This is a genomic window from Streptomyces sp. NPDC025833 (assembly GCF_055558055.1).
This window is the reverse complement of the sequence record NZ_JBVHNF010000015.1, coordinates 50640-67524: the sequence shown is the minus strand read 5'-3', so window position 1 is coordinate 67524 and position 16885 is coordinate 50640. Positions and strand designations below refer to the sequence as shown.

The 16885-nt window shown below is 73.8% G+C and carries 13 protein-coding genes and 2 pseudogenes; 10 read left to right on the top strand and 5 right to left on the bottom strand.

What is annotated here, in order from left to right; genetic code table 11:
* Positions 1-84 precede the first annotated feature (84 nt).
* Positions 85-1731, top strand: coding sequence for a TlrC/CarA/OleB/SrmB family ABC-F type ribosomal protection protein (locus ACZ4K2_RS26130; protein WP_467476447.1), 1647 nt, complete (start codon positions 85-87; stop codon positions 1729-1731).
* A gap of 60 nt (positions 1732-1791) precedes the next feature.
* Here the strand turns inward: ACZ4K2_RS26130 and ACZ4K2_RS26125 are convergent.
* Positions 1792-2008: pseudogene (locus ACZ4K2_RS26125) on the bottom strand (transposase); the annotation flags it as partial.
* Between the two features lie 42 nt (positions 2009-2050).
* The gene (locus ACZ4K2_RS26120) at positions 2051-2704 is read right to left on the bottom strand and encodes a flavin reductase family protein (RefSeq protein WP_467476449.1); all 654 of its coding nucleotides are present in this window, start codon (positions 2702-2704) and stop codon (positions 2051-2053) included.
* Positions 2705-2772: 68 nt separating this feature from the next.
* On the opposite strand from ACZ4K2_RS26120, the gene ACZ4K2_RS26115 reads away from it, so the two are divergent.
* Positions 2773-3531 carry a helix-turn-helix domain-containing protein gene (locus tag ACZ4K2_RS26115; RefSeq protein WP_467476451.1) on the top strand — a complete coding sequence of 253 codons (759 nt, stop codon included), beginning with the start codon at positions 2773-2775 and terminating at the stop codon, positions 3529-3531.
* A gap of 33 nt (positions 3532-3564) precedes the next feature.
* Positions 3565-5094, top strand: coding sequence for a fatty acyl-CoA synthetase (locus ACZ4K2_RS26110; RefSeq protein WP_467476453.1), 1530 nt, complete (start codon positions 3565-3567; stop codon positions 5092-5094).
* A 293-nt stretch (positions 5095-5387) separates the two neighbouring features.
* Here ACZ4K2_RS26110 and paaK read toward each other — a convergent pair whose 3' ends face one another.
* Positions 5388-6692 (bottom strand): phenylacetate--CoA ligase PaaK, encoded by a 1305-nt coding sequence (paaK, locus tag ACZ4K2_RS26105; RefSeq protein WP_467476455.1) that lies wholly within the window; start codon positions 6690-6692, stop codon positions 5388-5390.
* 171 nt (positions 6693-6863) lie between these two features.
* On the opposite strand from paaK, the gene ACZ4K2_RS26100 reads away from it, so the two are divergent.
* The 7 genes and pseudogenes from ACZ4K2_RS26100 to ACZ4K2_RS26070 all read left to right on the top strand — a co-directional run bounded on the left by ACZ4K2_RS26100 (position 6864) and on the right by ACZ4K2_RS26070 (position 13195).
* Complete coding sequence (locus ACZ4K2_RS26100) at positions 6864-7700, top strand: alpha/beta fold hydrolase (RefSeq protein ID WP_467476457.1); 837 nt, start codon at positions 6864-6866, stop codon at positions 7698-7700.
* 238 nt (positions 7701-7938) lie between these two features.
* Positions 7939-8180: pseudogene (locus tag ACZ4K2_RS26095) on the top strand (thiolase C-terminal domain-containing protein); the annotation flags it as partial.
* 120 nt (positions 8181-8300) lie between these two features.
* Positions 8301-8543, top strand: coding sequence for a DUF397 domain-containing protein (locus ACZ4K2_RS26090; protein ID WP_467476460.1), 243 nt, complete (start codon positions 8301-8303; stop codon positions 8541-8543).
* Positions 8544-8687: 144 nt separating this feature from the next.
* Positions 8688-9605 carry a universal stress protein gene (locus tag ACZ4K2_RS26085; RefSeq protein ID WP_467476462.1) on the top strand — a complete coding sequence of 306 codons (918 nt, stop codon included), beginning with the start codon at positions 8688-8690 and terminating at the stop codon, positions 9603-9605.
* 164 nt (positions 9606-9769) lie between these two features.
* A complete protein-coding gene (locus ACZ4K2_RS26080) occupies positions 9770-11038 on the top strand; it encodes an extracellular catalytic domain type 1 short-chain-length polyhydroxyalkanoate depolymerase (RefSeq protein ID WP_467476465.1) in 1269 nt (422 codons plus the stop codon).
* Between the two features lie 166 nt (positions 11039-11204).
* A complete protein-coding gene (locus ACZ4K2_RS26075; protein WP_467476468.1) occupies positions 11205-12647 on the top strand; it encodes a 3-hydroxybutyrate oligomer hydrolase family protein in 1443 nt (480 codons plus the stop codon).
* Between the two features lie 50 nt (positions 12648-12697).
* Complete coding sequence (locus ACZ4K2_RS26070; protein ID WP_467476471.1) at positions 12698-13195, top strand: hypothetical protein; 498 nt, start codon at positions 12698-12700, stop codon at positions 13193-13195.
* A 13-nt stretch (positions 13196-13208) separates the two neighbouring features.
* Here ACZ4K2_RS26070 and ACZ4K2_RS26065 read toward each other — a convergent pair whose 3' ends face one another.
* Both ACZ4K2_RS26065 and ACZ4K2_RS26060 read right to left on the bottom strand, forming a co-directional pair.
* Positions 13209-15179: an N-acetylmuramoyl-L-alanine amidase gene (locus ACZ4K2_RS26065; protein ID WP_467476473.1), complete on the bottom strand. Its 1971-nt coding sequence runs from the start codon at positions 15177-15179 to the stop codon at positions 13209-13211.
* 278 nt (positions 15180-15457) lie between these two features.
* Positions 15458-16603, bottom strand: coding sequence for an aminoglycoside phosphotransferase family protein (locus ACZ4K2_RS26060; protein WP_467476475.1), 1146 nt, complete (start codon positions 16601-16603; stop codon positions 15458-15460).
* Between the last annotated feature and the right edge of the window lie 282 nt (positions 16604-16885).

Here is a 16885-nt window from a genome sequence, read left to right as displayed (position 1 = left end):
TCCGCCGTCCCCGCGCCCAGCCGTGCGTCCGTACATCCCGATCCGGCCCGGGCTCATGCCTGTACGGCCAGGAGGACCCTGATCATGCACACCTCACAAATCACCCTCAGTCACGTCACCAAGCGCTACCCCGGACGCGTCCTTCTCGACCACGTCTCCTTCACGCTGAAGCCGGGCGAGAAGGCCGGACTGATCGGGGACAACGGTGCGGGCAAGTCCACGCTCCTCAGGCTCGTCGCAGGGCAGGAGCGACCGGACAGCGGTGAAGTTGCCGTGACCGCGGCCGGCGGCGTCGGCTACTTGCCCCAGGTCCTTCCCCTGCCTGCGACCGCTTCCGTCCAGGACGCCGTCGACCTGGCCCTCGCCGATCTACGTGCTCTGGAGGCCGAGTTGCACCGGGCGGAGCAGGCGCTCGGTGACAACGAGGATCCGGAGGCTCTTGCCCGCTACGGGACGCTTCTGGCGCGCTTCGAGGCCCGTGGCGGTTACGACGCCGACCACCGGGTGGACGTCGCACTGCACCACCTCGGCCTGCCCGCGCTCCCTCGCGAGCGCAGGCTGGGCGCACTCTCCGGCGGCGAGCGCTCACGCCTCGCCCTGGCCGGGGTGCTCGCAGGCCGACCGGAGCTGCTGCTCCTGGACGAGCCCACGAACGACCTGGACGATCAGGCCCTCGAATGGCTTGAGGAGCAACTGCGGGCGCACCGCGGCACGGTGCTCGCGGTCACCCACGACCGAGTCTTCCTGGAACGTCTGACGGACACGGTCCTGGAGGTCGAGGCCGGGCAGGTCACCCGTTACGGCGACGGCTACACCGGCTACCGCATCGCGAAGGCGGCGCAGCGCCGCCGCCGGCTTCAGGAGTACGAGGAGTGGAGGTCCGAGCTGGCTCGGAACGCGCGGCTGGCCGCCGGCCACGCCGCCCGTCTCGACGCCATCCCGCGCAAGGCGTCGCTGGCCAACTTCGGCCACGGCGGCTTCCGCGCCCGGGGCCGGGCGCACGGCGCGATGGCCCGCATCCGCAACGCCCGCGAGCGCGTTGAACGGCTGACGGCGAAGCCGGTGACACCACCGCCGGCCCCGTTGACGTTCACGGCACGACTGGGGACATCGGCAACTGTCGCGGACAGCGCCGAGACCACTCCCGCACCGCCGTGCGCCCTGCAGCTGACGGACGTCCGCGTCGGTGACCGCCTGCACCTGGCCTCCCTGGTCCTCGGTCGCGGCGGCCGACTGCTCGTCACCGGCCCCAACGGCGCCGGCAAGACGACGCTGCTGAAGCTGATCGCCGGTGAACTGCGGCCCGACGAGGGCTCGGTGCGGGTGCAGGGCCGCGTGGGGCATCTGCGTCAGGACCAGACGCTGTGGCCGCCGCACCTGACCGTGGCCGAGGCGTTCGGGTCGGGCCGGGTGGGGTCCGCCGACGAGCACGCGGACGCGCTGCTCGCCCTCGGGCTCTACCGACCCGCCCAACTGGGACTGCGCATGGGCGAGCTGTCGTACGGCCAGCGCCGCCGCGTGGACCTGGCCCGTCTGGTCGCGGAGCCCGCCGACCTCCTGCTGCTCGACGAGCCGACGAACCACCTGTCACCGGCGCTCGTCGAAGAACTCGAAGAGGCGCTGACGGCGTTCCCCGGCGCGGTCATCCTGGTCACACATGACCGAGCACTCCGCAGGCGGTTCCGGGGCGAGCATCTGGAGCTGTCGAAGACGGCGGGTGTCGGTGTGTGAGGGTCACGGACAGAGAAGCGGAGCCCTGCGGTCGGGGGTGCTGCTCCTGGTGCCGGTGCCTCGTCGGCGGTCCGCACCTTGGCCTCGGACGCCGGTGGTGTAGCCGTGGATCAGCCCGGCGCACCATCAGCCACGGGTCGTAGGGCGGGAAGTCGCGCTTCTCGGTGTGGCCCGCCAGGATCGGCGAGAGGTCGAGCGCCTGGTCCACCAGGTCGGCGACGAGGCGGGCCAGGTGATCTTCGGGTGGCCAATCGTCCGGTGACGGCGGCAGCAGCAGGACCTGGTGCGGGTCCTGACCGTTTACCGGCCGCGAGGCCGGTCAGTGGCTCTGCCGGGGTGTCTGGGAGCGGAAGCTGTGGCCGAGTTCAGGGCCCAGTCCGTAGTAGTGGCGGAAGTTGTAGATCAGCGGGCTCCACGCGGCTGGGTCGATGTGCTGGGAGCCAGGGACGACGATACGCGGGTCGGCGTGGACCTTGAGCACATGGGCTTCGACGATGAGGAACGCCCCGGAGGCATCGGGTTGAACCCGTGCGGCGCGGGCCTCCAACTGGATGGGGCATTCGGCGGCCCTGGGTGGGCGGACCAGCTCGGAGGGTTCAGGCCGCAGGCCGGCAGCGGCGAACTTGTCCGGCTCGAAACGGTGGGTGCCGCGCTTGTCCAAGGGTATCGGGGTGCGTCCGGTCAGCGGCGCCAGCCGCTCAACCGCCGGCCACTGGGCAGGCGCGGGGAGGCTGACCACGAGATCGGGCCGGCTGAGGAGATTGCGCGCGGTCTGTCCCCCGGTGCCCAGACCGAGGACGATGACCTGGCCGAGTGCCCAGGCCGACGACATCGGCGCCAGGTTGAAGGAGCCGTTGTCGTTCTCCGTCGAGAGCAACACGACCGGCGTGCCGAAGTACAGGACGCTGGGCTCGATGGCCACATGGGCGGCCGACGTGTTGCTGGGCGTGATGCCGGGTGTCGCGGTGTTCATGAGAGCCGACCGTAGAGTGAGGACACTTCGGCCGTCGCCGAAGGATCGTCGGTGGATGATGGACGACGATGAGAAACGATGATGTGTGCCCGGAAGGCCCGGACCTGGCCGCTCTGGCCGGACTCCTGGCGGACGGCACCCGCGCGAGCTTCTGCCTGGCCCTCCTGGACGGTCGGGCATGGACCGCGACCGAGCTGGCACGCCATGCCGGGGTGGCCGCCTCGACCGCGACCGAACACCTGAACCTCCTGGTCGGCGGAGGCTTGCTCGCCCAGGAGCGTCAGGGTCGGCATCGTTACGTCCGCCTCGCCGATCCCGAGACGGCCCGACTGATCGAGACCCTTGCCGCCATGGCGCCCCGCCGCGTCACTCCGCCACGCTCACTGCCCGCCGTCAGCCGGAGCCGGGCGCTGGCCCGCGCCCGGACGTGCTACGACCACCTCGCGGGTGCTCTCGGGGTCGCCATCACCGAGGCGATGACCGACCGGGGGCTGCTGGACTGGGAGCAGGCGCCGACGCTCACCGGCGACGGGATCGCCTGGCTGGCCGACCTCGGCATCGCGCTGCCACCCGCCACACGGCGTCCGCCCGTCCGGTCGTGCCTGGACTGGACCGAACGCCGCCCTCACCTGGCCGGCGCCGTCGGTGCGGCCATGTGCCACCACGCCTTCAGCTCCGGTTGGATCACTCGGATCGGCACCGGCCGCGCCGTCGCTCTCACCGAGAGCGGTCGGCGCGCGCTCCTGGACCACCTCGGCCTCCTGTCCGATGCCCCACGACGGCTGGGACGAGGAAGCATGGGGCGACCGGGGTGTCCGGACGCTTGACCTGTTCCGGCGACGGGCCCAGGATCATGGGGCATGACGCACGGACAGGGCAGCACGGTGGACGGGATGCTGCGGCGCAGCGCCCGGCGCACCCCGGCACGGATCGCGGTCGAGTACGCCGACCGCGTGTGGACGTACGCGGAACTCGACGACGCCGTATCCCGGGCGGCGAGCGTCCTGCTCGCACAGGGGCTCGCCGCCGGCGACCGGGTCGCTTCCTACGGCCACAACTCGGACGCCTGTCTGATCGGCTTCCTGGCCTGTGCCCGGGCCGGCCTCGTGCACGTGCCGGTCAACCACAACCTGACCGGCGACGACCTCGCCTACCTCGTCGGCCAGTCCGGCAGCTCCCTGGTCCTCACCGACCCCGGCCTGGCGGACCGGCTCCCCGCTGACGTACGCACCCTTCCCCTGCGCGACGCCGCGGACTCCCTGCTGGCCCGGCTGGCGACCGCGCCGGTGCACGACGGCCCCGAGCCCCGCGCCGAGGACCTGGTGCAGCTCCTCTACACGTCGGGAACCACCGCCCTTCCCAAGGGCGCGATGATGACGCACCGCGCACTGGTCCACGAGTACCTGAGCGCGATCACCGCACTGGATCTCGCCGCGGAGGACCGGCCCGCGCACTCCCTGCCGCTGTACCACTCCGCACAGCTGCACGTCTTCCTGCTGCCCTACCTGGCCGTCGGCGCCACCAACCTGATCCTCGACGGACCCGACGGCGACCGGCTCCTCGACCTGGTCGAAGCGGGCCGCGTGGACAGCCTGTTCGCCCCGCCGACGGTCTGGATCGCCCTGGCGGGCCGCCCCGACCTCGCCACCCGGGACCTGTCCGGGCTGCGCAAGGCGTACTACGGCGCGTCGGTCATGCCGGTGCCGGTCCTCCGGCGGCTGCGCGAACGGCTGCCGCGGCTCGGCTTCTACAACTGCTTCGGGCAGAGCGAGATCGGCCCGCTGGCCACCGTCCTCGCCCCCGGCGAACATGACGGCCGGATGGACTCCTGCGGCCGTCCCGTCCTGTTCGTCGAGGCGCGGGTGGTGGACGAGGAGGGCGAGGAGGTGCCCGACGGCACCCCCGGCGAGATCGTCTACCGCTCACCGCAGCTGTGCGAGGGCTATTGGGACAAGCCCGAGGAGACCGCGCAGGCGTTCCGCGACGGCTGGTTCCGCTCCGGCGACCTCGCGGTGCGGGACACCGAGGGCTACTTCACGATCGTGGACCGGGTGAAGGACGTCATCAACTCCGGTGGCGTGCTGGTGGCTTCCCGCCAGGTCGAGGACGCCCTGTACACCCACGAGGCGGTCGCCGAGGCCGCTGTGATCGGCCTGCCCGACGACCGGTGGATCGAGGCCGTCACGGCGGTGGTCGTCGCGCGCGGGGAGGTCACGGAGGAACAGCTCGTCGCGCACGTGCGGGAGAGACTGGCACCGTTCAAGGCGCCCAAGCGGGTGCTGTTCGTGCCCGCGCTGCCGCGCAACGCCAGCGGCAAGATCCTCAAGCGCGAGTTGCGCGACCGGTTCGGCGCCCGGCCGGACGCCGCGGCGGAGGCAGTCCCACGCTGAGCGACCCGCAGGCGGGGCGGGGCTCGGCCGAGCGGGACAGCCGGGGTGTACGACGGCATCGGGTCGGCGGTCACGGCGTGCGGCACGTGTGAAGTAAGGCGTGGGGCGTGCTTGGTGCGGCCGGGCACACCGCCCCGGCTCGGGGACTCGGCTCCCGGGCTCCGCGTGGCCCCCATGGCTCGCCCTCGGATCAAGGTGTCCGTGTCCGCGCCGCTCTCGCGTGTCCGCGCCGTACCCGCCTGTAGCCGGGTGCCCCTGCCGGGGGCACTCCTGCCGGGGTCCTGCCCGGAGGCTTATCCGGCCTCCCGCGGGCGGAGGTCCACGATCCGGCGGATCTTGCCCACCGAGCGCTCCAGCGACTCCGGCTCCACGATCTCCGCCTCCACCGACACCCCGATGCCGTCCCTGACCCCGGCGACGATGGCGCGGGCCGCGGCCTCACGCACCTCCGGCGGCGCGTCCGGGCGGGCCTCGGCCCGGACGGTCAGCGCGTCCAGGCGGCCCTGCCGGGTGAGGCGCAGCTGGAAGTGCGGCGCCACCCCGGGCGTGCGCAGCACGATCTCCTCGATCTGGGTGGGGAAGAGGTTGACCCCGCGCAGGATCACCATGTCGTCGCTGCGCCCGGTGATCTTCTCCATCCGCCGGAACACCCGGGCCGTGCCCGGCAGCAGCCGCGTGAGGTCCCGCGTCCGGTACCGCACCACCGGCATGGCCTCCTTGGTCAGCGAGGTGAACACCAGCTCGCCCCGCTCACCCTCCGGCAGCACCTCGCCCGTGACGGGGTCCACGATCTCCGGGTAGAAGTGGTCCTCCCACACATGGAGGCCGTCCTTGGCCTCCACACACTCCTGGGCGACACCGGGGCCGATCACCTCGGACAGCCCGTAGATGTCGACGGCGTCGATCGCGAACCGCTCCTCGATCTCCCGCCGCATCCGCTCGGTCCAGGGCTCGGCGCCGAACACCCCCACCCGCAGCGAGGTGGCCCGCGGGTCCACGCCCTGCCGCTCGAACTCGTCCAGCAGCGTGAGCATGTACGAGGGGGTCACCATGATGACGGACGGCCCCAGGTCCTGGATCAGCCGGACCTGCCGGGCGGTCATGCCGCCGGACGCCGGGACGACCGTGCAGCCCAGCCGCTCGGCGCCGTAGTGGGCGCCCAGGCCGCCGGTGAACAGCCCGTACCCGTAGGCCACATGTACGACGTCGCCGGGCCGGCCGCCGGCCGCCCGGATCGACCGCGCCACCATGTCGGACCACATGGAAAGGTCGTTGTCCGTATAGCCGACCACCGTGGGGTGTCCCGTGGTGCCGCTGGAGGCGTGCAGCCGGCGGATCCGCTCCCGGGGCACGGCGAACATGCCGTACGGGTAGTTCGCCCGGAGGTCGGCCTTGACCGTGAAGGGGAAACGGGCCAGGTCGGCGAGCGAACGGCAGTCCTCGGGGCGCACGCCGGCCTTGTCGAAGGACTCGCGGTAGAACGGCACGTGCTCGTACGCCCGCCGCAGCGAGGCGCGCAGCCGTTCGAGCTGGAGGGTCCGCAGTTCCTCGGGCCCGAGCCGTTCGCCCGCGTCGAGCAGGTCCGTCGCGTCCGCCATCGGGGCGTCCTCCTTACGATCCCTACATTACGGGCGACCGATCATTCGGTCGACGTGCTCAGGGCCAGTAACGCAGGCGGTGGAGCCCCTGGGCAAGGGGTGTGCGGGATTTTCCCGGGAGCGGTGCGAGAGCCGTTGCGGCCCGGCGGCGCGGCCCGCGATGATCACCGCATGCCGACCTTCACCGCGACCGACGGGACCCGGCTCGCCTACCACCTGCGTGGAACCGGGGAGCCCCTCGCCGTCCTGCCGGGCGGGCCCATGCGCGCCTCCGCCTACCTCGGGGACCTCGGCGGGCTGACCGCGCACCGCCGGCTGGCCCTGCTCGACCTCCGGGGCACCGGGGAATCGGAGGTTCCCGCGGACCCGGCGACGTACCGCTGCGACCGCATGGTCGAGGACGTGGAGACATGGCGGGCCCACATGGGGCTGGAGCACATGGATCTGCTCGCCCACTCGGCGGGCGCCGCCCTGGCGATGCTCTACGCCACCCGTCATCCCCACCGGATACGGCGGCTGCTGCTGATCACCCCCAACCCGGCCGCTCTGGGGCTGCGGGCCACGGCCGAGGACCGGCTGGCCGCGGCCCGTCTGCGCGCGGACGAGCCCTGGTTCGCCGGGGCGTTCCCCGCCTTCCGGGCCTGGGCGGCGGGCGAGGCGGAGTTCGACGACGTGTTCCTGCCGTTCTTCCACGGCCGCTGGGACGACACCGCCCGTGCGCACTCCCGCGCCGAGCTTGAACAGACCAACGAGGCGGCGGGGGAGCGGTACTTCGCCGCGGGGGCCTTCCGCCCGGAGGAGACCCGGCGGGCGCTCGCCGGGTTCGGTGCGCCGGTCCTCGTGTACGCGGGCGCCCTCGACATCCAGCCGGCCCCCGCCCTCGCCCGCCGCACCGCCGAGGTCTTCCCGAACGCCGAGCCGGCCGTCCAGCCCGGCGCCGGCCACTACCCCTGGCTGGACGATCCGGAACGGTTCGTCGGCCGCACGCTCGCCTTCCTCGACCGGTAGGCCCCCCGGCACGCCGAGTTGACGGGGGCCGACACCGACACCGTCGGCGCCGGCAAGGCGTCGCGCGGCGGGTGGGAAACACGTTGGCCGGTCCGCCGCCGGGCTGCGACGATGCCCTCCGCTTGTCTTGTGGAGACTGTTTGTTCGTCTTCGCGTGCGCCGGCCGTGGCGCCAGACTGGCCATCCCGCTGTCCCAGGTCGCGCTGCCGGCCCACGCCCATCAGGAGAAACCGGGGCAACCGAATCCGGGGCGACCCGACTCGACGGTGACCTGCCGGTCGACAGGTCCGGCGGGGTGCTGTCCGCCGACTCCACCGGCGCCTCCGGTGTGATCCGTTTCGCCGGGCCGCCCTCCGGGTGCGGGGCCGGGCCGGGGAACACCGGCCGGAGCGGGCTCGCGGGGTCCTCGGGCACGCCCACGGCGGCGGCTCGCGGTTCCACTCCATGTGGCTCGCGGGCCGCGAACCCCCAGGCGCCTGACGGACGGCCCGAGGACGCGGCGGCCGGACCGCCGGAAGGATCGCCCCCCGCGTGCCCTGTCCGCCGTGGGAACCGGTCGCTAGGCTGGCCCGCGCACGACGAACCGGGAGGAGCACGGACGTGGCCGAGAGCACCATCCAGCAGCAGCCGCTCATGGGCTGGGGCAAGCCCGAGCTGGACCTCAGCAGGGCCGAGTGGCAGTCCAGCAGCCGTGGTCTGGGCGATGTCCAGATCGCCTTCGTCGAGGGCTTCATCGCGATGCGCAACAGCGACCGCCCGGAGAGCCCCTCCCTGATCTTCACCCCCGCCGAATGGGGCGCCTTCGTCTCCGGCGCGCGCGAGGGCGAGTTCGACCTCACCTAGGGTGCTCCGGCCGCACCCGGCTCGTCCGCACCGGGGGTGTCGCGGGCGGATTTCCGGACACGAGATCGACAGCGCCCTGCCGGGGCCGGGCCCGGGAGAGGCTGGCCCCGGCAAGGGGAAGAACGTGTTCCGGAGGTGAGAAGGATGAGCGCTGAGCCGGTCATCGCCGCGGTCGACGGTTCCGAGGACAGCCTGCGCGCCCTGGACTGGGCCGTGGACGCCGCCCGCCGCCGCGCGGCACCGCTGCGCGTCGTGCACGTACGGCAGTACGCCGCCTGGGGACAGGCCGACGTGCTGGTCGCCGCGCCGCCCGAGGCGGAGGGCGACCCGGTGCTCGACGAGGCCCGGGCCCGGATCGGCGAGCGCACCGGGGAAGCGGCCGTGGAGTACGTCGCCCTGGAGGGCGTACCGGGCGCCGTCCTGCCCGAACTGGGGCGCGACGCCCGGCTGCTGGTGCTGGGCTCCCGGGGCCGCGGCGGCTTCGCCAGCCTGCTGCTCGGCTCCAACGGCCTCGCCGCCGCCCGGGACGCCGAGTGCCCGGTCGTGGTCGTGCCCCGGCCCGGCCGGGAGGTCCACGGGGACGGGCCCGCCGAGCCCGGACCGCGGGTGGTCGCCGGCCTGCACGCCGACAGCCCCGACGAGGACGTCCTCGCCTTCGCCTTCGACGAGGCAGCCCGGCGCGGCGCCCGGCTCCAGGTGATCGCCGCCTACCCGTGGCCGGTGCAGACCTGGTCCGTGCTGGGCCAGCCGATGCCGCCCGCCGTCGACCAGGACGCCGTGGCCGACGAGACCCGCGCCCTCGCCGACGGCTTCCTCGCCCCCCACCGCGAGCGGCACCCGGACGTCCGCGCCGACGCCGAGGCGCTGCCCGGGGACGCGGCCGGGCACCTGGTCGCCGCCTCCGGCGGGGCGGAACTGGTCGTCGTCGGCCGGCACCGGCGGCGGCTGCTGTCCCCGGCGCGCATGATGGGCTCGGTCACCCAGGCCGTGCTGCTGCACTCCGCCTGCCCGGTCGCCGTGGTGCCGCCGGCCGCGGCGGAGGACCAAGGCGACGCCGGCTAGCAGCTCGCGCGGCACTCCGCAATCCGTCGGGGACCGACTGACGCCCCGTCGGTTGTGGTGCGCCGCGCCATGGTGCCCGGACACACCCGAACCTAAGGTTCCGCCACTCCCGGCGCCATGTCTCCGGAGCGGCCGGGACCCGTGTGTCCATCCGAGGAGCCGCCATGCCGCAGCCGCCGTCCAGCGAGCAACCCGCAGCCCCGCCCCCCACCGGTCCGCCGCGCCGCCCGGCGCCCCGGCCCCGTCTCCTGCCCCGCCTGCTCGCCCTCGTCGCCGTGCTCCTCGGCACCGTGCTCGCCGGCCCCGTACCGGCGGCCCGTGCCGCCACGGCGCTGACCCGAGTGGGCGACTTCGGCACCAACCCGGGCGCCCTCACCATGTACGTGTACCGCCCCGCCACCCTGCCGGCCCACCCGGCGGTGGTGGTGGCCCTGCACGGCTGCACCCAGAGCGCCCAGGTCTACGCCGACAACTCGGGGCTGCCGCAACTGGCCGACGAGGACGGCTTCCTGCTGGTGCTCGCCGAGACCGGCACCGCCAACAACGCGAGCAGGTGCTTCAACTGGTTCCAGGCCGGCGACAACCGGCGCGGGCAGGGTGAGGCGCTGTCCGTGCGGCAGATGGCGGACCACGCCGTCACCGCCTACGGCGCCGATCCGCGGCGCGTGTACGTCACCGGTCTGTCCGCCGGGGGCGCGATGACCGCGGTCGTGCTCGCCGCCTACCCCGACGTCTTCTCCGCGGGCGCGGTCGTCGCCGGCCTGCCCTACGACTGCACCCGGGACAACAGCCCCTACGTCTGCATGAACCCCGGCGTCGACCTGGCTCCGGCCGACTGGGCCCGCCGGGTGCGGGACGCCTACCCGTCGTACACCGGGCCGTGGCCGCGGACGGCCGTCTGGTACGGCGACCAGGACACCACCGTCGTGCCGCGCGCCGCCACCGAACTGCGGGACCAGTGGACGGCGCTGCACGGCCTGTCCCAGACCCCCACGCGCACGCGCACCATCGGGCCCGACGCCACCCGCCAGGACCAGTACCTGGCCCCCGACGGCACGGTCGCCGTCGAGGTCGACCGCGTTCCCGGCATCGGCCACGGCACCCCGGTCGACCCCGGCACCGGCGGCGAGAACTGCGGCGCCACCGGCGCGCCCTACTTCCTCGACTCGATCTGCTCCAGCCGCTGGATCGCCCGGTTCCTCGGCCTGGACACCACCGACCCGGGCGGTCCCGGCCCGGGCGGCGGCACCGCCGCCTGCTGGACGGCCGACAACTACGCCCATGTGCAGGCGGGCCGGGCCACCACCAGCGGCGGCTACACCTACGCCAAGGGCTCCGGCCAGAACATGGGCCTGTACAACACGTTCGTCACCCACACCCTCAAGGAAGCACCCACGGGCTACTACACCCTCGCGGACGCGAGCTGCCCCTGACGCGGATGACGCCGACGGCGCGGACGGCGCGGAATCGGCACCGGACCAGGTCGCCATGGTGGCCGACACCCACTAACGGGCCGTCATCATGGCGGCCCCACACATGTTCTGAGCTACCACATCCGCCCTAGCCTCCAGCGCGTCCCCAACCCGCCGGAGGAACCGCATGCCGTCCCACCGCCCGCCCCGCCCCTCGTCACCGCCCGGCCGGCCGGCCCGGCGCGCCGCCCTCGGCGCGCTGTCGCTCGCCACCGTGTGCACGCTCCTGGTCACCCCGGCCACCGCGGCACCCGCCGCCCCGGGGACACCGGACGCCCACTGCGCCGGACAGGCGCGCCTGCGGGTACCGGGCGCCGCCCACCAGCAGGCCGACTGCCTGGACGAACTGACCACCGCCGGCACCGTGGCCTCCGGGCACACCGACCCGGCCGACTTCGCGGGACTCACCCCCAGGGACCTGGCCACGCCCAGCGGAGTCCCCGGCATCCAGATCGACGGCTACTTCCCGGACACCTCCACCACCAACACCGACCACGGCTGGCAACACGACTCCCAGTTCGTGATCCGGCTGCCCGACCACTGGAACGGCGGCCTGGTGGTCGCAGGCACCCCGGGCAACCGCGAGCAGTACGCCAACGACCGGGCCATCGCCGACTGGGTGCTCGCCCGCGGCTACGCCTACGCCGCCACCGACAAGGGCAACACCGGCACCGCCTTCTTCCGTGACGGCCGGCGGCCCGGCGACGCCATCGCCGAATGGAACACCCGCCTCACCCAGCTCACCCGCGCCGCCCGCACCGTCGTCACCCAGCGCTACCACCGTGCCCCGGCCCGCACCCTCGCCACCGGCATGTCCAACGGCGGCTACCTGGTGCGCTGGCAGCTGGAGCACCACCCGGAGCTGTACGACGGCGGAGTCGACTGGGAGGGCACCCTCTGGCGCGCCGACGGCCCCAACCTCCTGACCCCCCTGCCGGCCGCCCTGCGCCACTACCCCGCCTACGCCGCCGGCGGCCCGGGAGCCGCCGAGGCCGCGGCGGCCATGCACCGGGCGGGCTTCCCGGCCGGATCCGAGTTCCTGTGGCCGTACCACCACCAGGTCTACTGGGACCTCACCCAGCGCATCTACCGGGAGGAGGTCGACCCCGGCTACGACGGCGCGACCGAGGCGGGCACCCCGTACTGCGCCTCCGGCACACCCGCCTGCGACGCCGACTACGACTACGCGGCCCGTCCGGCCGCGGTGCACCGCGCGGTCGAGCGCATCGGCCTCACCGGACGCATCGGCAAGCCCCTGATCACCCTCCAGGGCACCCTCGACGTGCTGCTGCCGATCGGCGAGGACTCCGACGTCTACGCCCGCATGGTCCACCGGGCCGGCCGCGGCTCCCTGCTGCGCCACTACCGCATCGAGGACGGCACCCACACCGACTCCCTGGCGGACGTCTTCCCCGCCCGGCTCCGCCCGATGGTGCCCTGCCACCGCTCCGCGTTCACGGCCCTGGAACGCTGGATCTCCGGGGCGGGCCGCCCGCCCGCGGACCGTACGGTGGCACGTCCGGCCGGCGCCGACCCGGCGGCCCTGCTCGCCGACTGCCCGCTGGGCTGAGCGGTCGCCCGCAGGTCACCCACCGGGGCACGGGCACGTACCATGGCCGCATGTCGTTCCTCCGCCGCCGCAGCGCGACCCCTGCCGGACCCGACTTCGACGTGCTGGCCATGGACCCGGGCGACTGGCCGGGCAATCTCGGCGCGGGCCTGCTGCCCGCCCCCGACGGCACCTGCCAGGGTGTCTTCCTGCGCTACGACCTGTTCGGCGGACGCGGCCCCGCCATGATCATCGGCAACCTCCCCGAGGGCTCCCCGGCCCGGGAGGTCGCCGAGGGTGAGATCCCCTTCGAGGTGGGCCAGCTGCTGCTGGCACTGGAGAACGACGAGGAGATCACCGTCGTCGGCGCCGAGGACACGCCGGTGCTCCAGGGCGACAACCTCCTGATCGTGCGGCGGCTGAAGCTCTCCGAGAGCCGGATCTCCTGCGTGCAGTTCGACCGCAGCGACGGCGTCCTCGTGACCATCGCGGCCTGGGACCGCCCCATCACCGACGACCTGTACGCCCTGCTGAAGCCGCTCCCGGCGGAGCTTTTCCAGCAGGGCTGAGCCCCGGGACGCGCTAGCCGGCGGAGCCCCCGAACGACACGTCCGCCGCCCGGACGAAGGCGACCCGGTGACCGTACTGGATCTCGTAGTACAGGTCCTTGCCCACCACGACCCGGTGCGAGTCGGGGGTGAAGGTGACCGCGTAGTAGTACTCGCCCGGCATCAGGTCACCGGCCACGTACCGCTGCCCGGCCGGGATCGTGTACGGCAGCGGCACCACCGATTGGACCGGCACCCCCGCCGGGTAGGCGTCCTTCTCCGGGTAGGCCCTGCCGTACACCGGGATGCTCGCCAGACCGTGCCGCGGGGTCACCAGGACGCCCTTCGCCGGCACCGCCGTCGGCTCCTCGGCCGGGTTGCGGAACCACGCCTTCTGCCCGAGGTACCAGATGGCGGTCCAGTCCCCCCAGCGGCCGGCGACCGCGTACTGCTGGCCGGTCGAGACCCGCGAGGACAGGTCGTTCACCCCGTCGGTCGGTTCCGTCCGCAGACCGATGTCCTTGACCAGCGGCGCGGTCACGTCGTGGTCCGTGTACAGCCGCACCTCGCCGGAGCCGTGCTCCGCGCACGGCCGCCCCTTGGTGACGCAGCCCGTGTACACCGGCCGGTTCGCGGCGTAGTCCGGCAGGACCGTCACCATCCCGGCGTGCTTGCCGCCGGCCCGATGGAACGGGTGGCCGAGGAGCTGGAAGTAGTGCCGCCAGTCCCAGTACGGGCCGGGGTCCGTGTGCATGCCCGGGACGGTGGACGCGGTCGGGCCGGGGACGTTGTCATGGCCCAGGACGTGCTGGCGGTCCAGCGGGATGCCGTACGTACGGGCCAGGTACCTCACCAGGCGTGCCGAGGAGCGGTACATCGCCTCCGTGTACCAGGCGTCCGGTGAGGCGAGGAACCCCTCGTGCTCGATGCCGACGGACCGTGCGTTGACGTCCCAGTTGCCGGCGTGCCAGGCCACGTCCTTCGCCTTGACGTGCTGGGCGATGAGACCGTCGGTCGAGCGAATCGTGTAGTTCCACGACACATAGGTGGGGTCCTGGATCAGGTTCATGACCCCGTCCCAGGCGCCCTCCGTGTCATGGATGACGATGTACTTGATGCGCTGCGACGCCGGACGGTCGCTGAGGTCGTGGTTGCCGTAGTCGTCGGTCCCGAACTCGGCGTAGGGCGCCGGGACGGACTCGCAGGAGACCGACTTCGGGCACTCGGTGCCGTCCGCGGGCAGGGTGCGCAGCCCGGCCCGCCCCAGCGTGCCGGTGTCGGCGGCGAGCCCCGGCCGGGCGTCCAGGGTCACCCGCTGGCCGTCGTCCGTGGTGCGCTCCTCGCCGGTGCGCAGCACCTCGTACACGTCGTTCGCGTACGCGGCGGCGGTCGCCGTGTCGTCGGCGCCGGAGAACCGGGCCACCGCGCCGTACCAGGCGGCCGGGTCGGTGCTCAGCGGCTCGCCCAGCTCCTTCTGGGTGGCGGCGAGCAGCGCCGCGCCACCCGCCACGTTCGCCGCCGGGTCGGTGCGCAGCGCGTCGGCCGGGAGACCGGTCAGATCCGCGGCCCTCGGCAGGGTCCGCAGCCGGGCCGGGACCGCCGACTCGGCCGGCACCCCGGCGGTGGGGCGCGGCGCGGGGCGGGCGGTGTCACCGCGGGCGTCCTCCGTCCCGTCGGCGAAGTGCTCCGACGCGGCGATGGCCGTACGGGCGTCGGTGAGGTGCATCGGGCCGTAGCCGCCGGTCACACTCGGGGCGCCGGCGTGCCGGTCCCAGCGGGACTGGAGGTAGGAGACGGCCAGCAGAACACTCTGCGGCACGTGGTAGTCGGCCGCCGCGGTGGCGAAGGCGTCCTGCAGGCGGTGCGCGGAGGCGTCCGGGGCGGGGTGGGCCGGCGTCGTGCCGAGCAGGGGGAGCAGCAGGGCCGCGGAGGCGAGCGGCACGGCGGTGCGCCGCAGTCGTCCGGGGCCGGTGGCGGACGTGGGGTCGGTGGCGGGTCCTCGCAATGCGGCCTCCTGTGACGGGCGGAGCGTGGCGGGGCGTGCGGCGCGGAGCTGGGTCAGTGGTACCGGCTCGCCGACGATCCGTCAATGATGCTGTCGCGAAAGGGATTTGCCACGTCAGGGAGGGTTTCACGGCGGGTTTCGCGCCGCCGGCGCGCGGGCCTGCGCGGCGTCACAGGCGTACACCAGTGACCTCGCCGGACACCGGTGGAAGGGGCCCGGACACCCGGGGGCCCGCGGTGCGCCGCCGCTCCGGGGCGTACCGCGGGCCGTGGTCCCCGTCAGCGGGTGCCGACCGCCGCGCGGACGGCCTTGCGGGCCATCTGGCAGTCGTCGTGCAACCGCCTAAGCAACAGCCGCTGTTCCTCGCCGGACGGCACGGCACCCGGGTGGGCCGTCCCCGGTGCCGCCGAGGCCGTGTCGTGCATCGACCGCTGCACCGCCGTCTCGTAGGTGCGGATCTCGCGGGTCAGCAGGAGCATCAGGTTCACCAGGAAGGCGTCCCGGGAGGCCGGGCCCGCCGACTGGGCGATCTGGCTGATCTGCCGCCGGGCCACCGGCGCGTCCCCGAGGACGAGCCACAGCGTCGCCAGGTCGTACCCCGGCAGGTACCAGCCCGCGTGCTCCCAGTCCACCAGCACCGGACCGGCCGGTGAGAGCAGGAAGTTCGAGAGCAGTGCGTCGCCGTGGCAGAACTGGAGCATCCCCTGCCGGCCCACCTCGTGGGCGATGCCGTGCAGCAGCTTCCGCAGGTCCCCGAGGTCCCGGTCGGTGAGCAGGCCCAGCTCGTGGTACCGGGAGATCCGGACCGCGTAGTCCAGCGGCATGCCGAAGGTGCCCGCCGGGGGCCGCCAGGCGTTGACCCGGCAGACCGCGCCGAGCGCGGCCCGGATGTCGGCGCGCGGCGGCGCCTCCGTGGGGTGCCGCTGGAACGAAGCCGTACGGCCGGCCATCCGCTCGATCACCAGGGTGCAGTTGTCCGGGTCCGCCGCGATCAGCCTCGGCACCCGGACCGGCGGCCGGTGCCGGACGAACGAGCGGTATGCGGCTATTTCCTGGCGGCTCCGCTCCGCCCGGACCGCCGAGTGGTCCAGGAGACACTTCGCGACGGCCGTGCTGCGCCCCGTCGTCCCGACCAGGAGGACGGACCGCCCGCTGCGCCGCAGGACCTGGACCGGGGCGAACTCCGGGCAGATCCGGTGCACCGAGGCGAGCGCGGCGCGCAGCTGCGCGCCCTGGGGACCGGAGAGGTCGAGCCGTCCGCTGAGCGGTTGCGCCCCGGGCTGGCCGGGGATCCGCCGGGGCCGGCCCGCGCCGAGCACGGTACCGCCCGGGCGCGCCGCCGGGTCGAGGTACGGCCCACCGCCCGCGGGGCGGGGGAGCAGCGGCCGGGGCGGGGCGGACACGGAGGATGATGCTGCGTACATGGGAGATACAGATCCCTTCGTGTGCCTGCTGTGCCTGCCTGTACGTCCGCGTTCCGAACCCGTGCTCGCGGGTGCGTGACCCGCGGGCGTGGTTCCGGAGCGTGCGCCCACCCGGCCCGGTCGCCCGGACACACCCTGGGGAATGTGCCCGTCATATGCCGCTATGGGGCCGCCATATGGAGCCGGCGCCCGGGTCGGGGTGGCTCGTTCCTACCTGACACCCGATGGCCGGTGGCACACCATCTGGCGGACCCTGGCGAACCCTGGCGAATAGTCGCCCGG

Bases quoted from the DNA above. Each gene is read 5' to 3' on its own strand.
- ACZ4K2_RS26130 (WP_467476447.1), top strand. From the start codon at position 85: ATGCACACCTCACAAATCACCCTCAGTCACGTCACCAAGCGCTACCCC.
- ACZ4K2_RS26120 (WP_467476449.1), bottom strand. From the start codon at position 2,704: ATGAACACCGCGACACCCGGCATCACGCCCAGCAACACGTCGGCCGCC.
- ACZ4K2_RS26115 (WP_467476451.1), top strand. From the start codon at position 2,773: ATGAGAAACGATGATGTGTGCCCGGAAGGCCCGGACCTGGCCGCTCTG.
- ACZ4K2_RS26110 (WP_467476453.1), top strand. From the start codon at position 3,565: ATGACGCACGGACAGGGCAGCACGGTGGACGGGATGCTGCGGCGCAGC.
- paaK (WP_467476455.1), bottom strand. From the start codon at position 6,692: ATGGCGGACGCGACGGACCTGCTCGACGCGGGCGAACGGCTCGGGCCC.
- ACZ4K2_RS26100 (WP_467476457.1), top strand. From the start codon at position 6,864: ATGCCGACCTTCACCGCGACCGACGGGACCCGGCTCGCCTACCACCTG.
- ACZ4K2_RS26085 (WP_467476462.1), top strand. From the start codon at position 8,688: ATGAGCGCTGAGCCGGTCATCGCCGCGGTCGACGGTTCCGAGGACAGC.
- ACZ4K2_RS26080 (WP_467476465.1), top strand. From the start codon at position 9,770: ATGCCGCAGCCGCCGTCCAGCGAGCAACCCGCAGCCCCGCCCCCCACC.
- ACZ4K2_RS26075 (WP_467476468.1), top strand. From the start codon at position 11,205: ATGCCGTCCCACCGCCCGCCCCGCCCCTCGTCACCGCCCGGCCGGCCG.
- ACZ4K2_RS26070 (WP_467476471.1), top strand. From the start codon at position 12,698: ATGTCGTTCCTCCGCCGCCGCAGCGCGACCCCTGCCGGACCCGACTTC.
- ACZ4K2_RS26060 (WP_467476475.1), bottom strand. From the start codon at position 16,603: ATGTACGCAGCATCATCCTCCGTGTCCGCCCCGCCCCGGCCGCTGCTC.